This window comes from Robertmurraya dakarensis (assembly GCF_900156875.1).
Lineage (GTDB): Bacteria > Bacillota > Bacilli > Bacillales > Cytobacillaceae > Robertmurraya > Robertmurraya dakarensis.
Genome location: NZ_LT707408.1, coordinates 1,499,114 through 1,519,827 on the forward strand (window position 1 = coordinate 1,499,114; position 20,714 = coordinate 1,519,827).

16 protein-coding genes and 1 riboswitch are annotated in these 20,714 nt (G+C 38.7%); of the genes, 14 read left to right on the top strand and 2 right to left on the bottom strand.

The annotated features are described in order from the left end of the window. The first annotated feature begins 291 nt into the window (after positions 1–291). The 10 genes from CZ487_RS08465 (at position 292) to ystJ (ending at position 13,126) form a co-directional block, all read left to right on the top strand. Complete coding sequence (locus CZ487_RS08465) at positions 292–1,311, top strand: BMP family protein (protein WP_077211683.1); 1,020 nt, start codon at positions 292–294, stop codon at positions 1,309–1,311. A gap of 58 nt (positions 1,312–1,369) precedes the next feature. Beyond that, positions 1,370–2,878, top strand: coding sequence for an ABC transporter ATP-binding protein (locus CZ487_RS08470; RefSeq protein WP_077211684.1), 1,509 nt, complete (start codon positions 1,370–1,372; stop codon positions 2,876–2,878). Beyond that, complete coding sequence (locus CZ487_RS08475) at positions 2,875–3,951, top strand: ABC transporter permease (RefSeq protein WP_077211685.1); 1,077 nt, start codon at positions 2,875–2,877, stop codon at positions 3,949–3,951. Before CZ487_RS08470 ends, CZ487_RS08475 begins: the two co-directional genes overlap by 4 nt. After that, entirely contained in the window at positions 3,938–4,855 is a 918-nt protein-coding gene (locus CZ487_RS08480) for an ABC transporter permease (protein ID WP_077211686.1), read from the top strand. The genes CZ487_RS08475 and CZ487_RS08480 overlap by 14 nt, the downstream gene beginning before the upstream one ends. 39 nt (positions 4,856–4,894) lie before the next feature. Then, positions 4,895–5,557: a sulfite oxidase-like oxidoreductase gene (locus tag CZ487_RS08485; RefSeq protein ID WP_077211687.1), complete on the top strand. Its 663-nt coding sequence runs from the start codon at positions 4,895–4,897 to the stop codon at positions 5,555–5,557. Further along, positions 5,550–6,287, top strand: a complete 738-nt coding sequence (locus CZ487_RS08490; RefSeq protein WP_077211688.1) for a nucleoside phosphorylase — start codon at positions 5,550–5,552, stop codon at positions 6,285–6,287. Before CZ487_RS08485 ends, CZ487_RS08490 begins: the two co-directional genes overlap by 8 nt. A gap of 217 nt (positions 6,288–6,504) precedes the next feature. After that, on the top strand, positions 6,505–8,664 hold the full coding sequence (locus CZ487_RS08495; protein ID WP_077211689.1) for a tetratricopeptide repeat protein: 2,160 nt from the start codon (positions 6,505–6,507) through the stop codon (positions 8,662–8,664). A 208-nt stretch (positions 8,665–8,872) separates the two neighbouring features. Further along, entirely contained in the window at positions 8,873–9,670 is a 798-nt protein-coding gene (locus CZ487_RS08500; protein ID WP_077211690.1) for a DUF169 domain-containing protein, read from the top strand. A 212-nt stretch (positions 9,671–9,882) separates the two neighbouring features. Next, complete coding sequence (locus CZ487_RS08505) at positions 9,883–11,436, top strand: fatty acid--CoA ligase (RefSeq protein WP_077211691.1); 1,554 nt, start codon at positions 9,883–9,885, stop codon at positions 11,434–11,436. Between the two features lie 442 nt (positions 11,437–11,878). Further along, a complete protein-coding gene (gene ystJ / locus CZ487_RS08510; protein ID WP_077211692.1) occupies positions 11,879–13,126 on the top strand; it encodes an NADP-dependent malic enzyme in 1,248 nt (415 codons plus the stop codon). Between the two features lie 136 nt (positions 13,127–13,262). Here ystJ and CZ487_RS08515 read toward each other — a convergent pair whose 3' ends face one another. Further along, complete coding sequence (locus CZ487_RS08515; RefSeq protein WP_077211693.1) at positions 13,263–14,930, bottom strand: glutamine--tRNA ligase/YqeY domain fusion protein; 1,668 nt, start codon at positions 14,928–14,930, stop codon at positions 13,263–13,265. A gap of 299 nt (positions 14,931–15,229) precedes the next feature. Between CZ487_RS08515 and sdaAB the strand changes: the two genes are divergently transcribed. The 4 genes from sdaAB (at position 15,230) to CZ487_RS08535 (ending at position 19,929) form a co-directional block, all read left to right on the top strand. Further along, a complete protein-coding gene (gene sdaAB / locus CZ487_RS08520) occupies positions 15,230–15,892 on the top strand; it encodes an L-serine ammonia-lyase, iron-sulfur-dependent subunit beta (RefSeq protein WP_077211694.1) in 663 nt (220 codons plus the stop codon). Between the two features lie 27 nt (positions 15,893–15,919). Then, positions 15,920–16,798, top strand: coding sequence for an L-serine ammonia-lyase, iron-sulfur-dependent, subunit alpha (gene sdaAA, locus CZ487_RS08525; RefSeq protein WP_077211695.1), 879 nt, complete (start codon positions 15,920–15,922; stop codon positions 16,796–16,798). Between the two features lie 163 nt (positions 16,799–16,961). Continuing rightward, a riboswitch (cyclic di-GMP riboswitch) is annotated at positions 16,962–17,045 on the top strand. 51 nt (positions 17,046–17,096) lie between these two features. Further along, positions 17,097–19,256: a putative bifunctional diguanylate cyclase/phosphodiesterase gene (locus CZ487_RS08530; RefSeq protein ID WP_077211696.1), complete on the top strand. Its 2,160-nt coding sequence runs from the start codon at positions 17,097–17,099 to the stop codon at positions 19,254–19,256. A 205-nt stretch (positions 19,257–19,461) separates the two neighbouring features. Beyond that, positions 19,462–19,929, top strand: a complete 468-nt coding sequence (locus CZ487_RS08535; RefSeq protein ID WP_077211697.1) for a low molecular weight protein-tyrosine-phosphatase — start codon at positions 19,462–19,464, stop codon at positions 19,927–19,929. Positions 19,930–19,988: 59 nt separating this feature from the next. Here the strand turns inward: CZ487_RS08535 and CZ487_RS08540 are convergent, their stop codons facing one another. After that, positions 19,989–20,687, bottom strand: coding sequence for a PIG-L deacetylase family protein (locus tag CZ487_RS08540; protein WP_077211698.1), 699 nt, complete (start codon positions 20,685–20,687; stop codon positions 19,989–19,991). Positions 20,688–20,714: the final 27 nt, after the last annotated feature.

Here is a 20,714-nt window from a genome sequence, read left to right on the forward strand (position 1 = left end):
TTATAAAATGTTAAAGAATGCTTGTAATATTCTCATAAATCTTTAAAATAGTATATATATACTGGTTGTTATTTAAATATAGTTTTGTGTTCATGTAGACTAATCAGAAAAAAAAGATATCCAAAAAACTCTTCCAAAGTACGGAAGAGTTTTTGTTTTCGTCAATACACGAACATTTTCAATGAAAAACATAAAAAAGTTCATGTTTTTATTGAAAATAACATAGTTATAGGTTAAAGTATTATTTGTGTTCAGTAGAAAACGAATGATACAACAGGAGGAACTTATTAGATGAAAAAAATAGTATTACTTTTAACGATATTTGCAGCGTTGTTAGTTGGTTGTGGATCAAATGAAGAAGCGCAGCCAGCGAATAGTGAAGGTGCAGCAGAAGAGAAAAAGAGAATTGCGCTAGTTTTACCAGAAAAAATTGGAGTTAACCCGTTCTTCCAGCAAATGGATGAAGGTGCGCAAAAAGCAGCAGAAGAATTCGGTGTTGAATTGAATACGATCGAATCAGCTGATCATTCAGCGATTGAAGAGAATTTACGAGTAGCTGTAGCAGAAGGATATGACTTAATTATTACATCTTCTTTTGAATCAGAGGATGCATTGATGAAGGTTGCGAGTGAAAATCCTGACCGTCAATTTGCAATTATTGATACAACAGTAGATTTACCGAACGTTCAAAGTGTTAACTTCAGAGAACATGAAGCGGCATACTTGATGGGTGCAGCGGCAGGTTTAGCAACAGAAACAAACAAAGTAGGAATGGTAAATGCAGCGGATATTCCATTGATGAAAAAATGGACAGTAGCATTTGAGCAAGGACTTAAGAGCACGAATCCTGAAGCTGAGTTTCTATTAAACTATGTTGGAAGTTTCAGCGACCCTGCAAAAGCGAAAGAGTTAGCTTTATTACAAGCTTCTAAGGGTGCTGATTTTATCGTTGGTGCAGCAGCTGTAGGTGATTTAGGAGTATTTGAAGCTGCGAAGGAACAAGGATTCTACACAGCAGGACAAGATGTGGATCGTACAGAAGTGGATCCAGAGCATATTGTTTTATCACAGTTAAAAGGTACAGATGCAGTAGCATATGAAACGATCAAAGCCTTTGCAGAAGGTACATTTGAAGCAGGCAGCGTAGAGTACGGTTTAAAAGAAGGTGGAGTGGGCCTTACTTATGTAACGCATGAAAGTAAGACGCCATTACATGACTTTATTGGACAAGACGTTATTGACCAGGTTGTTGCGATTAAAGACGAAATCATCGCTGGAACTTTAGAAGTAGCTAATCCATTAAACCAATAAGATATGAAGCCGACTAGCCTATAGTCGGTTTTCTTTTTCAGATGGGAGGCAGCAAGAAATGTCAATTCGCTTGGAAATGAGAAAAATGACTAAACAATATGGAGATTTTCTTGCAAATGAAGATATATCATTTACACTCAACGCTGGCGAAGTTCACGCGATTGTTGGGGAGAATGGGGCAGGAAAAACTACCCTGATGCGGATGCTATATGGCATGGAACCGCCAACAAGCGGTCAAATCTATCTTGATGGAGAACCTGTATCTTTTGATGGACCAAATGATGCAATTTCCCATGGAATCGGTATGGTTCATCAGCACTTTATGTTATTTTCAGATTTTACTGCAGCAGAAAACGTTGTAATCGGACATGAACCTAAAAAAGCAGGTTTTTTCAGAAGAAAGGATGCAATTGATACGGTTAATAAATTAGCCGGGCAGTATCAAATCCAAGTAAGACCGAATGTAAAAGTGGCAGATGCTTCAGTTGGAGAGCAGCAGCGGATTGAGATTTTAAAAGTGCTTTATCAAGGTGCGAATATTATCATTCTGGATGAGCCTACTGCTGTATTAACTCCGATTGAAGTAAAGGGCTTATTAAAGAACATTAAAAATTTAGCTGAACAAGGTAAAAGTGTCATTTTAATTACGCATAAACTTCGTGAAGTGATGGAAGTAGCAGATCGGGTTACCGTACTTAGAAACGGGAAAGTGACAGGTTCTGTAAATAAAGAAGAAACAACGGCTGATGAGCTGGCAAAACTCATGGTTGGCAGAGAGCTTCAAACGATTAGTGACCGCATCCAGCTTAATGGAAACTCACTATTGGAAGTAAATGAACTGACAATCAAGGAAAAACAAGAGAAACCGCTTCTTGATCGTATTTCACTTTCTGTGAGAAGAGGGGAAATTGTCGGTATTGCTGGTGTGTCAGGAAATGGACAATCTGAACTGCTGCAAGCCATTTCCGGCCTGCGGAAAGTTAACGGGGGCAAGGTTTTAATTGATGGAAAAGACGTCACCAACCAAAGCGTGGCAGATATTCGCCTTGCAGGACTCTCTCATATCCCTGAAGATAGGTATTTATGGGGCGCTGCTAAACAGGCAACGGTCGAAGAAACAGGTTTGATGGGTTATCAGAATAAGCCAGATTATAATAATAAATCGATTTTACTAAAAAAGCAGTTTAGAAGCTTATTATCATCATGGATAAAGAAATTTGAAATCAAAACGACGTCTATTAATGAGCAAGCAGGGAATCTTTCTGGAGGGAATCTGCAAAAGCTGATTGTATCAAGAGAGCTTGGCCAAGAGACGCCGCTGCTGTTAGCGGCAGAACCTACCCGCGGTGTTGATATTGGTGCGATGGAATATATTCATGAAGCATTGCTTCAAAAAAGAAATAATGGAGATGGGATATTACTGATCTCATCAGAATTAACTGAAATTCTGACTTTATCCGATCGAATTCTAGTCATCTATGAAGGTAAGATCGTAGGGGAATTAACACGAGAAGAAGCGACTGAGGAGAAAATAAGTATTCTTATGGCAGGAGGGAGCAAACAATGAAAGCACAGCAAAGAATACAGCGGCTATTAAGCCCTTTACTCCAGCCATTTATCGCGATATTTATTGGATTATTAACAGGAGCTATTGCGATTAGTATTGTCGGGGCACCAATATTGGAAACTTATAAAGAGCTCTGGATGGGGGCTTTCGGAAACTTCTATTTTATGACTTCTACATTTGCTAGAGCAACTCCCATCTTAATCATTGGCTTAGGGGTCTCCCTTGCTTTTCGCGCAGGTGTATTTAACCTTGGGGCAGAAGGGCAGATGGTATTAGGTGCAGTGAGTGCCGCGCTTGCAGCTCTATATGTTCCAGGTCCAGGGATCGTAAAAATACTCTCGGCTTTAATTGCAGGTATCACCGTTGCAGGACTTTGGTCCTTACTTGCCGGCTGGATGGAAACGAAATTTAAAGTACAATTATTAATTTCAACTCTACTATTAAATTATGTTGCTGTTTTATTTGCTAGTTTCCTAGTATCTGAGCCATTTCAAGATCGTTCCGGGTCTGCTGCTCTTGCGCAGACACCTATGCTTGAACAAGCCGCATGGCTGCCTAAGTTATTTGCAGGGATGAGCTTACATTGGGGGTTCATCATTGGAGTAATTCTTGCGATTGTCATGTATTTCATTTTCAAACTGACAAGTGTGGGCTATGAAGTAAAAATGCTTGGTTTAAATCCTTATTTTGCATCTTACGGTGGAGTAAATAAAACGAAGGTATTATTAGCGAGCATGTTTATTAGCGGCGGTCTTGCTGGTCTTGCCGGTACAGTTGAAGTACTTGGTACTCAATATCGGTTTGTTGATGGGGCTTTAACAGGTCCTGGTTTTGCATGGACGGGAATGATGGCGACATTATTAGCAAACTCGCATCCACTAGGAACGGCAGTAACAGCAATCTTTCTTGCCGCATTAGAAACAGGTGCAATGGGGTTAGAGCGTAACACTGACGTTCCACTTGAGATTGCTAGTGTCATAAAATCGGTTCTTATTCTATTAATTTCAGCAAAAATTTCGTTTAACTGGTGGAAGCGAATGAAGAAGGGGAGGGATAAAAATGGAATGGTTTGATGCTGCCTTGCTCAGTTCAACGATTCGTATGGTTGCCCCAATTTTGCTCGCGGCATTAGGCGGAGCAATCTGTGCACGCGTTGGCATATTCAACGTAGGGTTAGAAGGACTGATTTTAATCGGTGCATTTTCAGCTATTGTCGGCAATTATTTCACAGGCAGTGTCTTTTTAGCTGTTTGTTTTGCAGCGGGGGTTTCGATGATATTTTCTTTATTATTTGGCTATCTATCGATTCATCTGCAAGCAAACGCCATTGTTGTCGGTCTCGGGATAAACTTCTTAGCATTAGGGTTAACGACATTTGGATTAAGAGCAATATTTGATGTTAAGGGAGCTTTCTATGATAAAGATATGACCGGACTTCCGAAGATTGATATCCCACTTGTAAAAGATATTCCATTCCTTGGCGAGGTCCTTTCTGGACACTCAGCACTCGTTTATTTATCATTTATCCTTGCTATCCTGCTCTTTTTCTTCCTGTACCGTACAGTGATGGGATTTAGAGTATTGGCTGTTGGGATGAACAAAGTAGCAGCAAATAGCATCGGTTTAAAAACAAACAGCCTTCAATATTTAGCTGTCTTAATGTGCGGAATTCTTTGCGGAATGGCCGGAGCTCAGCTGTCTTTAGGACAGGTTACGATGTTCACAGAGGGAATGACTGCCGGGCGCGGGTTCATCGCTTTAGTTGCAACCATGCTTGGTCAGTCGCATCCAATCGGAATCATTGGATCGAGTTTCTTATTTGGATTAATGGATGCATTGAGTGTAAGACTTCAAGGTTTCTCGATGCCAACACAGTTTACAGCGATGCTTCCATATGTCATTACGATTATAGCGATGTTTTTCTTGAAAGATCGTGGGGCAGCCTCACAGATGTCTGAGCAGCAGAGTTCACGATAAATAGGTGATTAAAATAGTATTTAGGGAGGTTGTTAGAAAATGAATAAAGCAGATCGTATTAAAAACATGGTAGTACCAGTGGCAGATCCGGCGATGGCTAAACGTCTGCCTCCTGGACAAGCGTTGACGGAACGTTTTCCGATCCTTCATGAAGGGGAAGTACCAACTTATGATTTAAAAACTTGGTCACTGCGTGTTTTTGGAGAAGTTGATCAAGAAGTAACACTAACATACGACGATATTATGAAGATGCCGCAAACAACGATTACAACGGATATTCATTGTGTAACACGCTGGTCTAGATTTGATAATCAATTTACAGGAGTGCTTTTTCGAGATTTCTTAAAAGAGCTGGGAATACAGCATAAGGGTAAATATGTGATGCTTCACGCTGATCAAGATTACACTGCTAATCTAGCATTCAGTGATTTAGACCGCGAAGATGTCCTGCTAGCACATAGCTTTGATGGAAAGCATCTTACGGCTAAGCATGGATGGCCGCTTAGATTAGTGGTTCCGCATCTCTATTTTTGGAAAAGTGTTAAATGGATACGCGGTATTGAATTTATGAATGACAATGCTCCTGGCTTCTGGGAACAAAATGGTTTTCACATCAATGGAGATCCATTTAAAGAAGAACGTTTTTCAGGAGAAGATTTGCCAATTCCGGAAGATGAGTGGGTGAGAAAAGATTATGACTGAGTTATTGCCAAACTTAAAAGTAAATCCTGCTGAACTGCCTTGTCGAGTAATCGTGTGCGGGGATCCGCAAAGAGCAAGGCAAATCTCTTCGTTATTAAAGAATGGCAGACTTCTAGCAGAAAATCGTGAGTATCATAGCTATGTGGGTGAATGGGAAGGTCAGGAAATTGCCGTTGTCAGTCATGGTGTTGGGGCACCTGGTGCTGCCGTTTGCTTTGAAGAATTGATTAAAGGTGGAGCAAATGCAATCATTCGTGTCGGAACTGCTGGTTCTTATCAATCTCATATAACTCCTGGCAGTATTGTGATCAGTACGTCGACAGTTAGATGTGACGGTCTGACAAGCCAGCTTGTACCAGAAGGTTTCCCAGCTGTTGCTGACCGGCATATTGTAGACGCGTTGAATGCTGCTTCTGTTAGCAGTACTGCAGAAGGTTTAAATATACAGGAAGGGATGACATTGACTCTAGATGTTTTTTATAGTGGAGTCATTGAATTTCCACATCATTTGTATAAAAAGTCGGGTGTACTAGCTGCAGAAATGGAAAATTCCGCTTTATTCGTTATCTCTGCACTAAACGGAATTAAGGCTGGCGCCATCTTAGCTATTGATGGCTTTGCTGATGCTGATCTTCGTGATGAGTATGATCCTCATACTGATACGGTTGCTAAGGCGATAGAGGCCGAAGCGATCATAGCGGTTAATGCAATCTCAAAGGTTACTGTTTAAAGAGATATTGAAGGATAGTCTATATGACTATCTTTTTTTGGTATTGTCCAGATATTTCCTGTATTATTACACTATCGAGATGATTTGTAATGTGTTTGTAAGAAGATTCATACTTTCCTCATCTGGTTCTTTGATAAAATATCATGATAAAGTATAAGATAATGGATGTTTACATAAATATCTTCTGTTTGTAAATACATTCTACGGAGGAAAAAGAATGACATACGAAGTCCAGCTTACTAATAAAAAGTATTATGAAAGTTTTTTAGATAAAAATAATCATATTCATCCGGTGCAAGCTCTTGGGGAGATTTACTATCAAGAGCAGAAAAATGAATTATATGATTTATCGTCGATCCGTTTTGCGCAAGGAGAGGTCTATTTTCACCACAAGGACTATGAATCAGCGATTTTTAAATGGGAGAGCATTCGGAATGAATTAGAGCCGTGGGCTAAGAAAAATACAGCGGATGCTTATATGGAGCTTGGGCTGCTGACTAATGCAGAGGATCTCTATAATTCGATTGTTTCAGATTCTCCTGTGTTAAATGCAGAAATTGGCTTGAAATTGTTCGCGCTTTACATAGATCGTGGCAACATTGAAAGGGCCGACAAGGTCATCAAACGTGTTATTTCAGTGAACCCAGATTATAAGAACGTAACGGAATTGGCACGTCAGCTTTATGAGGACCATGGAGATTGGAAAAATGCCATTGAGTTAGCAGTAAATGAAGGAATCAGAACAGAATCGGTGCAATGGTTCTTGACGCTAAAGACATATGTTGATAATGGCGCAGCAGTGAATATGCCCTCTGACTACTTTGAAAAGCCTTTAGTTACTTTATATAAGATGAACCAGCCGCAATTCGAACAATTGCTATCTTCCCTGTGGCATTGTTATGAAAAGGAAGAAACGTTCTTGCAGTGGATCAAAACAATCAATCACTTATTCTCTAACCTAGAAATCAATAATGAACACAACTGGGATACAACAACCCTGTTATTCCAGCAGGCCTATCACAGGCTGATTAGCGGATCTTATTTTATTAAAAAGATTGAACCATTGATGCCGGCTTATTTTAAAAACTGGCTGAATGTTGCGAGTGACCAGCAAGCACCATCTATATGTGGAGCCATTCTTGCATGGAATGACTATTTACCAACAAGCCTTCCAGCACCATTAGTGCAGGAGGCTGAAACGGGAATTGGTCAAAGAATCAATGGAGGAAGTAAGCTAGAGGACCGTATCGAACTACTGTTGAATATTGTAGATTGGGCCGAGGAACAGCATATTGATTGGGCCCAGTCGCTTAACATTAATGGAAGCCAATTAGATTTAGAAAATAAGGAAGATCTTAAATCAGTGATTGCTGCCGAACTTGAAAAAGAAACAGCAGTAAATCGAGAGGAAAAACTTCTGTTAGTCATTCGTAATTTTATTAACTCTCTTCTTGAAAAGAGAGTGGAACAGGAGAACTTCCTTCTTGATGCGAAAAAATGGAACGAAGAAATGCTTTTAAAGATGAACGGAGCAATCAATCAGCTTAATGATCTTCAACAAGATAAAAGCAGGATTATCAAAAAAATCTTTAATGTTCGTAAAGAAGAAGTGAGGGATAGCATTTTAAATAATGTCCCAGGGATACTTAGAGAATGTGCGGATTACATTAAGGATGATAGTGATTTTAAAAATATTGAGAACGAGCTGAATGATGAAATGAATCTTCGTATTCAGCAATACTTAAATGAATCGATATCACCAAGGTTTAAGAGTCAGCTTCAGGAATGGATTTCAAGTACAGTTGAAGTGTTCTCTGAAAGCGAAAAATTTATTGAGGAAATGCAAGAGGGCTTTAATGCTTTGTTTGGTGAAGAACGCTTAAAGATGGAATGCGACATTCAAGTCGTAAAGGATTGGCGTCGTGATATCAATCGAATGACAGGTTTTGTTCCAATAGAAAAGATCAATATTTTGAAAAAGTTCACACCTGCACAATTCATTCTAAAAAGCGCAGGAAAATTACTTGGTGCAATTCCGAAAAATAATAAACTCTTATCCTCTCAATATAAAAAAATGATTGAGAACGGGGAATTTCATGATGAGGCAAAATTAGTTGCTGACCGTTTTCTACAGCAATTTGAATTGTTTGAACGATCCATGGATCGGGATGTGGAAATGTTCTTTCAACAGCCATTCGATATGCTAAGTGAAGTGGTTGGGGAGTTAGAGCAGGTCATAAAGCAAACCGAGAATGATTTAAATGCCTTTAAAACAAACCCAGAACATTTCCAAGATCCGTTAACATTATTTGAAATTCGTCATCGCCAATATGAGTGGATGAACATTGATTTAGTTCATTTAACGAAGAAGCAGTAGCAGGATTAAAAAAAGCTGACCAATGTGTGTCAGCTTTTTTAATTTAATAAGTCTAAGAAAATTACTTTGTTTAATTTTTTGAATATTTTAAAAACTATATTGATACCATCTTTTTATTTCGTTATAATAAATTTAATCATATATGATGTGTAAACGTTAAGAGGCCACGTCATTAGGATACTCACTTAAGTTTGGGAGGGGTGGAACGATGGAAACAAATCATAAAGCTGCATATGATTGGAAGGAAGTCGTAGAAAGATTGAATCGTCTTCTGCGCATAAAAACAACGCCGGTTGGGATGAAAAAGTGTTCAACAAAAGCAGAAATGGAAGCGATTCCAAGAATACGCCGTCCAAAAAAGCGATATCTATTAGATCAACTTGTTGCCCAGTCGGTTCGTCTAGGATGGACAGTAGGGGTAACGGCGGAAGACCTTGCGATGAAGCAATGCGGGGCAATCGCTGGATTGATGCCACAGGATGATGACTTTTATTCCGGAAAGGCGATGGACGGTGTTTGGTTTGGTACGAGGGAAGATTCTGCTGCGCATCAGAAATGTCTAGATGTTGTACCATATGGCAGCTATGAAGCACTTGTTATCTCACCACTTGAGTCAGGCAGGCTTCAAGAGCCAGACATTTGCTTAATCTATGGAACCCCGGGTCAAATGATACTATTGATAAATGGCTTACAGTGGGTTGGATTTAAGAAATTTGAGTGGAGTGTTTCTGGTGAAAGTGCATGTGCAGACTCATGGGGAAAAGCATTAACAACAGGAGAACCTTGTCTTTCCATCCCGTGCTATGCAGAAAGGCGCTTTGGCGGAGTGCAAGATGATGAAATGCTAATGGCTATTGCCCCGAAGGACTTAATAAAAGGACTTGAAGGGTTAGAAAAGCTCTCTAAGAATGGCATACGTTATCCAATACCTCCCGTTGGGATTCAGTCTGATACAACTGAACATCTCGCACCAATATATCCTGAGTGGGTTAAACCAAATAATTAAGTAGAAACGGTATCCATGAAAATGGGTACTTTTTTATAAACTTTAAAGTTATCTTAATATTTTGTGAAAATTTAAAAATAAAAATATTTAAAATTTAATAAAATATTGTAGAATAGATGTATTACACTTCAATAGTTTTTTTAGGAAGTTCAGCAGGTGTGGCATGGTCCTTAAGTCAATTCTATTTTACATATCTTAAAGGAGGAATTATAGTGACGGTTACACTAGGGAGAATTTTCGATTTAACGGTATCGAAGTTTCCAAATAAGGAAGCCATTTATGATGTTAGAACAAATGTAAGGTACACATACAAGGAGTGGAGCATTCAGGTCAATAAGCTGGCAAATGCCCTTTTAAGAGAAGGAGTTAGAAAGGGTGACCGTGTATCTACTTATTTATTTAACACAGAAGAAATGGCAACAGCTCTGTTTGCTTGTGCAAAGATAGGTGCTGTCTTTAACCCTATTAACTTTCGTCTCATGTCAGAAGAAGTGGCTTTTATTTTAGGCGATGCGGAACCAAAGGTGGTACTCTTTGAAAAAATGCTGGAGTCTGGCATTACCCCGATTGCAGAGAGATTTTCACATATTTCTTTCTGGAGTATTGATGATGATGCAGCCTCCTATGGGGCTAGCTACAAAGAAAAGGTTCAGTCAGCTCCACATACTGATATAGTAGCTAATATTGATGAGAATGATATTTATGCAATTATGTACACTAGCGGGACAACTGGCCGGCCAAAAGGGGTTATACATCGCCATCGTGATATGGCAGAACAAAGCTTAATTTGTATTGTTGGGACTAAGCTAAGTTCAAATGATCGTGGACTTGTTACGGCACCGATGTTCCATTGTGCAGAATTGCATTGTAATATCATTCCGAGAGTTCATTGTGGTGCCTCTAGTGTCATCATGCATCATTTTGATCCTGCTGAGGTCCTAAGGTTAATAGAAAAAGAGAAAATCACGAAATTCTTTGCAGCGCCTACGATGTGGAATATGCTGCTGCAGGAAGATTTATCTCAATACAATCTTGAAAGTTTAAAATTGGGCTTGTATGGAGCAGCACCAATGGCCCCAACATTAGTGTATGCTTGCCAGGAAAAACTCGGGATCTCCCTTGTTCAAGCATACGGAATGACTGAAATGGGACCTGCTATTACGTTTTTATCGGAAGAAGATCAGATTCGAAAGGCGGGTTCAGCAGGGCAAGCTTGTTTAAACCATGAAATCCGGATTGTTCGTCCAAATGAAAACGGACCTTCAGATCCAGATGATGTGGTTCCGGCAGGAGAAACAGGAGAAATAATTGTAAAAGGGCCATGCATGATGAGCGGCTATTACAATCGCGAGGAGGCGACAGCAAAATCCATGTATAAAGGTTGGTACCATTCAGGGGATATTGGATATCTTGATGAAGAGGGCTACCTATGGGTTAAGGATCGTGTCGATGATATGATCATAAGTGGTGGAGAAAATATATATCCACGTGAAGTTGAAGATGTTATTTACGAGCATCCTGGAGTTTTAGATGTGGCTGTCCTAGGTGAGCCTGATGAAAAATGGGGTGAAACAGTTATTGCATTTGTCGTTAAGAAGGATCCTGCTTTAACTGAACAAGAACTTGAAGATTTCTGCAGAAACAGTGATCATCTAGCGAACTATAAGCGCCCAAGAAAATATGTCTTTGTTGATGTGCTCCCTAGAAACGCTAGTGGGAAAATACAAAAGTTCATTCTTCGTGAACAAATTGAGGACGTTAAATAATTTTCCTGTGGAGAGGTTTTGTTAACTAGCAAAAATGGAGCGAAGTGTCCATTTAAGAGCTATTATCTCTTGTAAAAGAGCTGACCCGAAAGGACTTTTTGGGTCAGTTAACTTTTACTTCAACAAATCTTGATTCCATACAAGAGTATTTTATATTGTATTAAAATCAAACAGTTTTTTTAATTTTAAAACTAATATATTTATGTTGTTTATGTTTTAATTAATATAAAAACAGGGTGCAAAAGCCGTAGGTCTGATTAATATACAGAATTAAAGTTAGACAATTTTGAATTTTTAAAACAAGTGGCATGAATTTTGCAAATGTATTTATAAGGATGCAGAAGTAATGAAAGTTGGAAACTGCCATTCAGTTATCTAGATTGTCTGGGGTAGCTAGAAGGTTAAATAAAAAATAAATTTTAAATTGATGGGGGAAAAGGGAATGAATTTACGTGAGGAAGCACTACAACTTCATAAAGAGGCAAAGGGGAAATTATCGGTAACATCAAAAGTACCTGTGAGGGATGCAAAGGATTTAAGCTTAGCTTATTCTCCAGGAGTTGCGGAGCCTTGTAAGGATATTGCTGAAGATAAGAGCAGAGTTTTTGAGTACACCATGAAAGGAAATATGGTAGCAGTTGTATCTGATGGTACAGCGGTTTTAGGTTTAGGAAATATTGGTCCAGAAGCAGCGCTGCCAGTTATGGAAGGTAAAGCAGTCTTGTTTAAATCGTTTGCGGGTGTTGATGCATTCCCAATTTGCTTAGATACAAATGATGTTGAGAAGATTATCGAAACAGTAAAGTTGATGCAGCCGACTTTTGGCGGGGTTAACCTTGAAGATATTGCAGCACCAAATTGCTTTATCATTGAAGAACGTTTAAAAAAGGAAATGAATATTCCTGTATTTCATGATGACCAGCACGGAACTGCCATCGTAACACTAGCTGGATTAATTAATGCTTTAAAGATTACAGGAAAAAGCTTATCTACGATTAAGGTAGTTATTAATGGCGCAGGTTCTGCAGGAGTAGCGATAGCAAAGCTGCTTAACAGCCTAGGTGTAAATGATATGATCATGTGCGATACAAAAGGAGCGATCTTTAAAGGCAGATCTTATGGTATGAATCCGGTAAAAGAGGAAGTGGCTGGATTTACGAATAATGAAAAAATTGAAGGTCAGCTTGAGGATGTAGTTGTTGATGCTGATGTGTTTATCGGAGTTTCAGTTGCAGGTGCTTTAACGCAAGAAATGATTAAATCGATGAAGGAAGAGCCGATTATATTTGCAATGGCTAATCCAGTTCCTGAAATTATGCCTGATGAGGCTAAAGAGGCAGGGGCAAGAATCATCGGAACAGGAAGATCGGATTTTCCGAACCAAGTAAACAATGTATTAGCATTCCCAGGTATTTTTAGAGGAGCACTTGACGTCCAAGCTACGGACATTAATGAAGAAATGAAAATTGCTGCTGCTTATGCAATCGCTAATTTAATCGAAGAGCATGAACTATCTGAGGACTATATCATCCCAGCTCCGTTTGATCCTCGTGTCGCAGCAGAAGTAGCAAAAAGTGTTGCGCAGGCAGCAATTGAGACGGGTGTTGCACAGAAACAAGTGGACCCAGAAGAAATTGCAAGACGGACAAGAGAATTCACCGACTCAAGCGAAAGTGTCACCATCTTTTAATAATTAGGTACCTGGTACCATTCGTGGACATTTGTTTGTGTGGAGTGGACAGTTTGTTTTTATCAATAATAAAGCCTGCCGGGAAGGTTGATTTATCCGGCAGGCTTTATTTTGCACATTGATGAGGTTTGGTCTTTTATAATTTAAATGAGCTTTTGAGTGAAACGATTAAATTAAATACTAGTTTTTCTGGTGTAGTATGTTTGGGGTCAACGTTAAAGTAACCATGTCTGAAGAACTGGAATTTATCCTGTGTTTTGACGTCTTTCATATTTGGTTCAACATACCCTTGAATCACCTGAAGTGAGTTAGGATTAACTTGATCAAGGAATGTTTTTTCAGCAGCCTCGTCTTCAAATTCCTCTGTCTTTGGCTCATCTAATATTAAAGGTTCATAAATGCGGAACTCTGCAGGGAGAGCATGTTTTGCGTCAACCCAATGGATCGTTCCTTTCACCTTTCTTCCCGTAAACCCTGTCCCACTTTTTGTTTCCGGATCATAAGTACAATGGATTTCGACGACATTTCCATTTTCGTCTTTAATAACATCCTCACATTTAATGAAATACGCATGCTTTAATCGCACTTCATTCCCTGGGAAAAGACGGAAGTATTTCTTAGGAGGATTCTCCATAAAATCTTCCTGTTCAATATAAATTTCTCTAGAGAACGGAATTTGACGTGTACCCATTTCTGGATTTTCTGGGTTAATTTCAGCATCAAGCATTTCGACTTTATCTTCGGGATAGTTTGTAATGACTACTTTAAGCGGTCTTAATATTCCCATTGTACGCGGCGCTTTTAATTTTAAATCTTCACGTACAAAATGATCGAGCATAGCCGGGTCGACGGAACCTGATCCTTTTGATACACCAGTTTCTTTTACGAACTCGCGGATGGCTTCAGGTGTGAAACCTCTTCTTCTTAAACCAGAAATCGTTGGCATGCGCGGATCATCCCAGCCGTCTACAAATTTCTCATCGACAAGCTGTTTTAGCTTTCTTTTAGACATCACTGTGTGTTGGATGTTCAGGCGGCCAAATTCAATTTGCTGTGGTACACTTTCCATTTCGCATTCTCTCACTACCCAATCATAAAGAGGACGTTGGTCTTCAAACTCTGTTGTACATAGCGAGTGGGTAACCCCTTCAATAGCATCCTCAAGCGGATGGGCAAAGCTATACATTGGATAGATGCACCATTTGTCCCCAGTATTATGATGTGTGGCATGAGCTATCCGATAAATGACCGGATCACGCAAGTTGATATTTGGTGAAGACATATCAATTTTTGCTCTCAGCACCTTCTCGCCGTTGCCGAATTCACCATTTCTCATACGATCAAATAAATCAAGGTTTTCTTCAATAGTGCGGTTGCGGAAAGGACTTTCCTTACCAGGCTCTGTTAATGTTCCGCGATACTCACGAATTTCATCGGCTGTTAAATCATCAACATATGCTTTTCCTTTTTTAATTAAAAGGACAGCGCGATTGTACATTTCCTCAAAATAATCTGACGCATATCTTAAGTCATCCCAATCGTATCCGAGCCATTTCACATCTTCTTTTATGGAATCAACATATTCCTGGTCTTCTTTTAATGGATTTGTATCATCAAAACGCAGATTTGTTTTTCCATTAAAATCATCTGCTAGACCAAAGTTAATCACGATCGATTTTGCATGTCCAATATGTAAGTAGCCGTTTGGTTCAGGAGGAAAACGAGTGATGATATTATTGTGTTTTCCCGTTTCTAAATCTTCCTTTATAATACTTCTAATAAAATTTGAAGAATTTTGTTCCAATCTGTATCAGCCTTTCCAATTTTATATACGTTATTTTTTATTATACAGTATCAATCGCAGAAATAAAAAGTTAACTTGTTCATTGTAATCATTGTTTCTACAGGATAAAAGGTCTTTTGGACAATTTTTCGAGAAGTTTTTTTCAAAAAATATATAAAAAGAATGGGCGCAAAACGGAAATTTGAAGAGAAAAAGATCTGTGGTGAAAAACCTTTTAGTAATAGACCCATATAAATATAAAAAGGGAATATATATTTATAGCAAGTTAGAATACAACCTGTGATAGAAGGAGCATCGCCATGAAATATAGATCTGCTTTTGACATTATTGGTCCTATTATGATCGGACCATCGAGTTCCCATACTGCTGGCGCCGCAAGGATTGGAAGGATAGCAAGAAAATTATTTGGAAGGCAGCCTAAAAAAGCAGAAATTTCTCTTTATGGTTCATTTGCAAAAACGTATAAGGGACACGCAACAGATGTCGCTATTGTTGGCGGCTTACTTGATTTTGATACTTTTGATGAACGTATTCCACAATCCTTTACATTGGCAAAGGATTTGGGGATGGAAGTTCAATTTAAAATTGAAGAAAGCGTAACAGATCACCCAAACACAGTTAAAATACACTTGCATGATGAAAAAAAGGAGCTTGAACTGGTAGGGGTTTCGATTGGCGGCGGAATGGTTGAAATTACAGAATTAAATTCATTTAAATTTAGACTATCTGGGGAAAGTCCAGCCATTTTAGTGGTTCATAATGATCAATTTGGTGTAATTTCTGCTGTTTCCACTGAGTTGGCGAAACAGCAGATTAATATTAGTCATATGGAAGTTTCTCGAAAGAAAAAAGGGCAAATGGCAATGATGGTCATTGAAGTAGATGAAAAAATAGATGAGTTCGTATTAAAGAAATTAGAAGCACTACCGAACATAACAGAAGTAATCGTAATGGTGGAGTAAAAATTAACTAGATCAGGAGGATTTTGTATGTTTCGGAGTGTATCGGAATTGGTGGAAATCGCCGAAAAGGAGAAAATAAAAATTGCCCAGGTGATGATTAGACAAGAAATAAAAGTTGCTGGACTATCTCAAGAAGAAATCATGAAGAAGATGGATGGTAATTTAACTGTGATGGAACAAGCGGTTGAGAGAGGATTGAACGGAGTTAAATCTGTAACAGGCTTAACAGGAGGAGATGCCGTCCTGCTGCAGAAATATATTAAAACAGGAAAATCGCTGGCTGGAAACTTCCTGCTCGATGCAGTCAGCAAAGCGGTTGCGACTAATGAAGTGAATGCTGCAATGGGGACGATCTGCGCGACACCGACTGCAGGTTCCGCTGGTGTGGTACCAGGTACCTTATTTGCTTTAAAGGAAAAGCTGAATCCAACAAGAACGGAAATGATTGAATTTTTATTTACAGCAGCTGCCTTTGGATTTGTGGTAGCAAACAATGCTTCTATATCCGGCGCTGCAGGCGGATGTCAAGCGGAAGTAGGGTCTGCCAGCGGAATGGCAGCAGCAGCCATCGTTGAAATGGCGGGAGGAAGTCCGCGTCAGTGTGCAGAAGCCATGGCGATCTCATTAAAAAATATGCTTGGACTAGTTTGTGATCCTGTCGCCGGATTGGTAGAGGTTCCATGTGTTAAAAGAAATGCAATGGGTGCAGCCAACGCAATCACCGCTGCTGATATGGCTTTAGCGGGGATTACAAGCCGTATTCCATGCGATGAAGTCATTCAGGCCATGTTTATCATCGGGCAAAGCATGCCTGCAGCACACCGGGAAACCGGATTAGGAGGTCTGGCTGCTACCCCAACAGGAAAAATGCTTGCAGCAAATATTCTTAATAAAGATAAAAAATAAATAGCCTGAGCCATGTTAAATGGCTGAGGTTTCTTTAATGAAAATTTAGTGGTGTAAATGTTAACAGAACTGTCATTGTTTTTTCGGGACTAAATAACTATAATGAGATTAGATTTGACAGACCTCCAAGAATAGTTTGGAGATGATTATTTTTACATATTAAATATGATCTGGAAACGATGATCGGTCATTTATAATGGGCACTTCAGAATGGCTGGGAGTTAGTAGTGCAACCGGCCTTTTGTATGTTGAGGTCGGTTTTTTGTTATAAAAATATCCCACAATTAAAGGTGAACTTATGCGAACAGATTGGACAAATAATCACTTTTGGAAAACGAACGGATGGATTATCGTCGCATCATGTTTTGTGATTATGTTTGCGATGATTTTTCAAGAATCTTTATATGGTATTTTTGAAGAGCATAATTATGTATCCATCCATATTATTATGGAATCAATCATCATCACGTCTGCTTTTACAATTGCGACGCAGGCTTGGTTGATGTTTCCTCATGTTCTATCTAACTATCGATTATGGCTCGGAGCTTTATTCTTTTCAATAGGGATTTTAGAAGTATTTCACATGCTCTCATACAAAGGAATGCCTTTTTTTCTATCGGAAAGTTCACCCTATAAGGCAACGTGGTTTTATATGATTACCCGTTTAACGCAGGGAGCAGGGCTCTTAATTATTATCTTGTCAGAAGAAAGACGAGTAGGACCGAAATGGAGATGGTTTGCCTATGGTGCTGCATCATTATATGCACTGATTTGGAGTGTAATCATTTTCTACCCTAATCATTTACTGCCTGAATTGGTAATAGATGGGGTGGGAACAACTTTATTGAAAAATAGTCTACAGTATACAGCTATTTTCATTCAGCTTGTCTGTATTTTCTTTTTAGTTAGAAAGTTAAAGGTTAAAGCAAATCAAACTCTCCATATCATGCTGCTTGTAGCATCTGTCTATCTTATTATTGGGGATTCCATGTTTACTTCTTATCGAAGTGTCTATGATATTACGAACTTCTTAGGGCATTTATTCCAATTAGCTGGATTTTATTTCTTAATGAGAGCATTTTATCACACTTCAGTTGAAGAACCTTTTCAGAAGCAAAAAGAGGCACAAGAACAACTTGCTTATATGGCCTATCATGATGAGCTGACTAAGCTCCCTAACGGCCGTTATTTCACTGAAAAGCTCGAGAATGCTGTGATGTATGACCATGAGAAAAGGCATGCCCTGTTATTATTAGATATTGACCGCTTTAAAAACATCAATGAATCATTAGGTCATGCGTTTGGTGATTTGGTTCTTCAGTCCGTAGCTGAACGACTTCGTCATACTCTCCCTTCGGCAATTTTCTTAGGAAGAATGGGAGGGGATGAGTTTACCATACTGTTTAAATCAATTAAAAATGAAGATGAAGTGACAGCTCTGTGCAGGCAAATACAAGAGGTCATGGAGGAACCTTTTCAGATTCAGCATCTCCTGCTCAAAGTTACACTGAATATTGGGATTGCCATTTATCCGGAAGATGGCAATAATAGTGTGGAATTGCTTAAGCATACGCATATTGCAATGGCAGAAGCGCAAAGAGAAGTCATGCGGTATAAGTTCTATCATTCTAGTATGGATCAACAGTTTTTAGAACGGCTTGTCCTTGAACAAGATTTACATCAAGCACTGGCTAATCAAGAACTTTTTGTCGTATATCAGCCGCAGGTTGACCTGCGTACGGGGGAAATGCTAGCTTTAGAGGCCTTGATACGGTGGAATCATCCTAAGAAGGGACTCATTTCTCCAGGTCAATTCATTCCGATTGCAGAAGAGACTGGTCTGATAATTCCGATCGGAGAATGGGTATTACGGGAAGCTTGCCGACAGCTGAAAGAATGGCATGATAGTGGAATTCCTTCTATTGGCGTTTCAGTGAACCTTTCAACAAAACAATTTTTTCAGCAAAATTTGGTCGATACAATTGAAAATATTCTGCATGAAACTGAATTATCCCCGCAATACTTGGAATTAGAAATTACCGAAAGTATGACAATGGATGTTAAGAATGCAACGGCTATTCTAAGAGATTTGAAGGAACTTGGCGTAAGAATTGCTGTAGATGATTTTGGGACGGGATATTCTTCTCTGAATTATCTAAAGGAACTTCCAATTGATCGGCTTAAAATCGACCGTTCCTTCGTGATGGATATCGGTGTTAATAATCGAGAAGCAGCCATCATTTCCTTGATTGTCTCAATTGCGATACATCTTAATATTGAAGTAATCGCTGAGGGTGTTGAGAATATTGAACAGCTTCAATATTTGCAGATGCAGAAGTGTCATCAGGTGCAGGGATATTATTTTAGTCCACCGATTACAGCGGATAAATTGGTTGACAAGCTGGTTGAATTTCAAGAGAGAAATAGTACAAATCCAACCGTAATAGTAACCAGATAAAAGGACAGGAGATCTCAGTTGATCTCCTGTTTTTTCATTTTAATATACAGCTTTTTAGCATTGATCTGGCAAAGGTATATTCAGGTGAAGAATGAATATTTCAAAGGGATATATTCACCTTTTCAGATTCGTTCTAATAATGTAAAAAGAGATGGGGAACTTCAAATTTTTTCCCAATCCTTAATTTGAAGAGGAGATGATTAAAATGGGCTCTATCTTATTTGTATGTCATGGGAATATTTGCCGTTCTCCGATGGCTGAAGCAATCTTCCGTGACCTCTTACATCAACATAATTTAAGTAAAAAAGTACAAATTGATTCAGCTGGCATCGGCAATTGGCATGAAGGAAACCCTCCACATCAGGGTACATGTAAAGTTTTATCATCGAGGAAAATTCCATACGAGAATATTGTCGCTAGGCAAGTAACAAAAGAAGATTTAAAGAATTTTGATCTAATTATTGTCATGGATAGTAGAAATCATAAGGCGATTAAGGAACTAGCTGGAGATAATGATATTAATATCCAATACCTTACCAACTTTATTACCGGGGCAGAATACACGGATATCCCTGATCCCTACTATACCGGGGATTTTGAAAAAGCCTATGAATTAATCTCTACAGGTTGTAAAGGGTTACTTAAAAAAATTATTTCAAAGGAGATATTTTAAACGTGACTAATCGAGGGATGAATATGCATAATCTGTTACCTCGTCCCTTTTTTATCGCATTATGCATGAAGTCTAATTATTTGAAATGCTTCTGCATAACTACTGTAAACCATCTGACCTCTGAATATAGCCTTTGTCAATAGAAATTCAGGATTTGTTGGATGATTACTGCCACCAATTTGAGTTCTAAAAGCTGCTAAAGCCTTTGCCTTTTTTTCAGCTTGTTCTTTATTTAATGTAACAAACATATTGGGGCTAAAAGTAAGTTCACCATCTGTTTCATAAACGAACACCGATCCATTCCAAAAATATGGTCTAATAGCTGTTAAGGCAGCCTGATGCATAGCAGTATGATCTTGGTGTTTTGTTATTGAGGGAATATAAATTACAGTTGGTTTAAATACATCGATTTCCTTTTCAATTTTTGATACCAAGTTAACTCTTGGAATAGTATCCAGTTTACTATGGTAGTTTGTCCCTTCTTTATCATCATAAAAGATAACATAATCATTTATCCCCAAAGTTTTATAGGCTGTCTCCAATTCTTTTATACGGACACTTCCACTATAGTTCACATACGAGCTTTTTTCTTTGTAATATTTTTGATAATCACCATAAACAAAAGTGGCGATGGCAACTCTCACAGTACTCTGATGTTCGAGGTATTTTTGAATAACACCACCGCATCCAATCACCTCATCATCTGCATGAGGAGCAAGTATTAAAACTCTTTGATTTTCATATTGTATACTTTGCATTTTTTTCACCCCTTACTATTTAATATA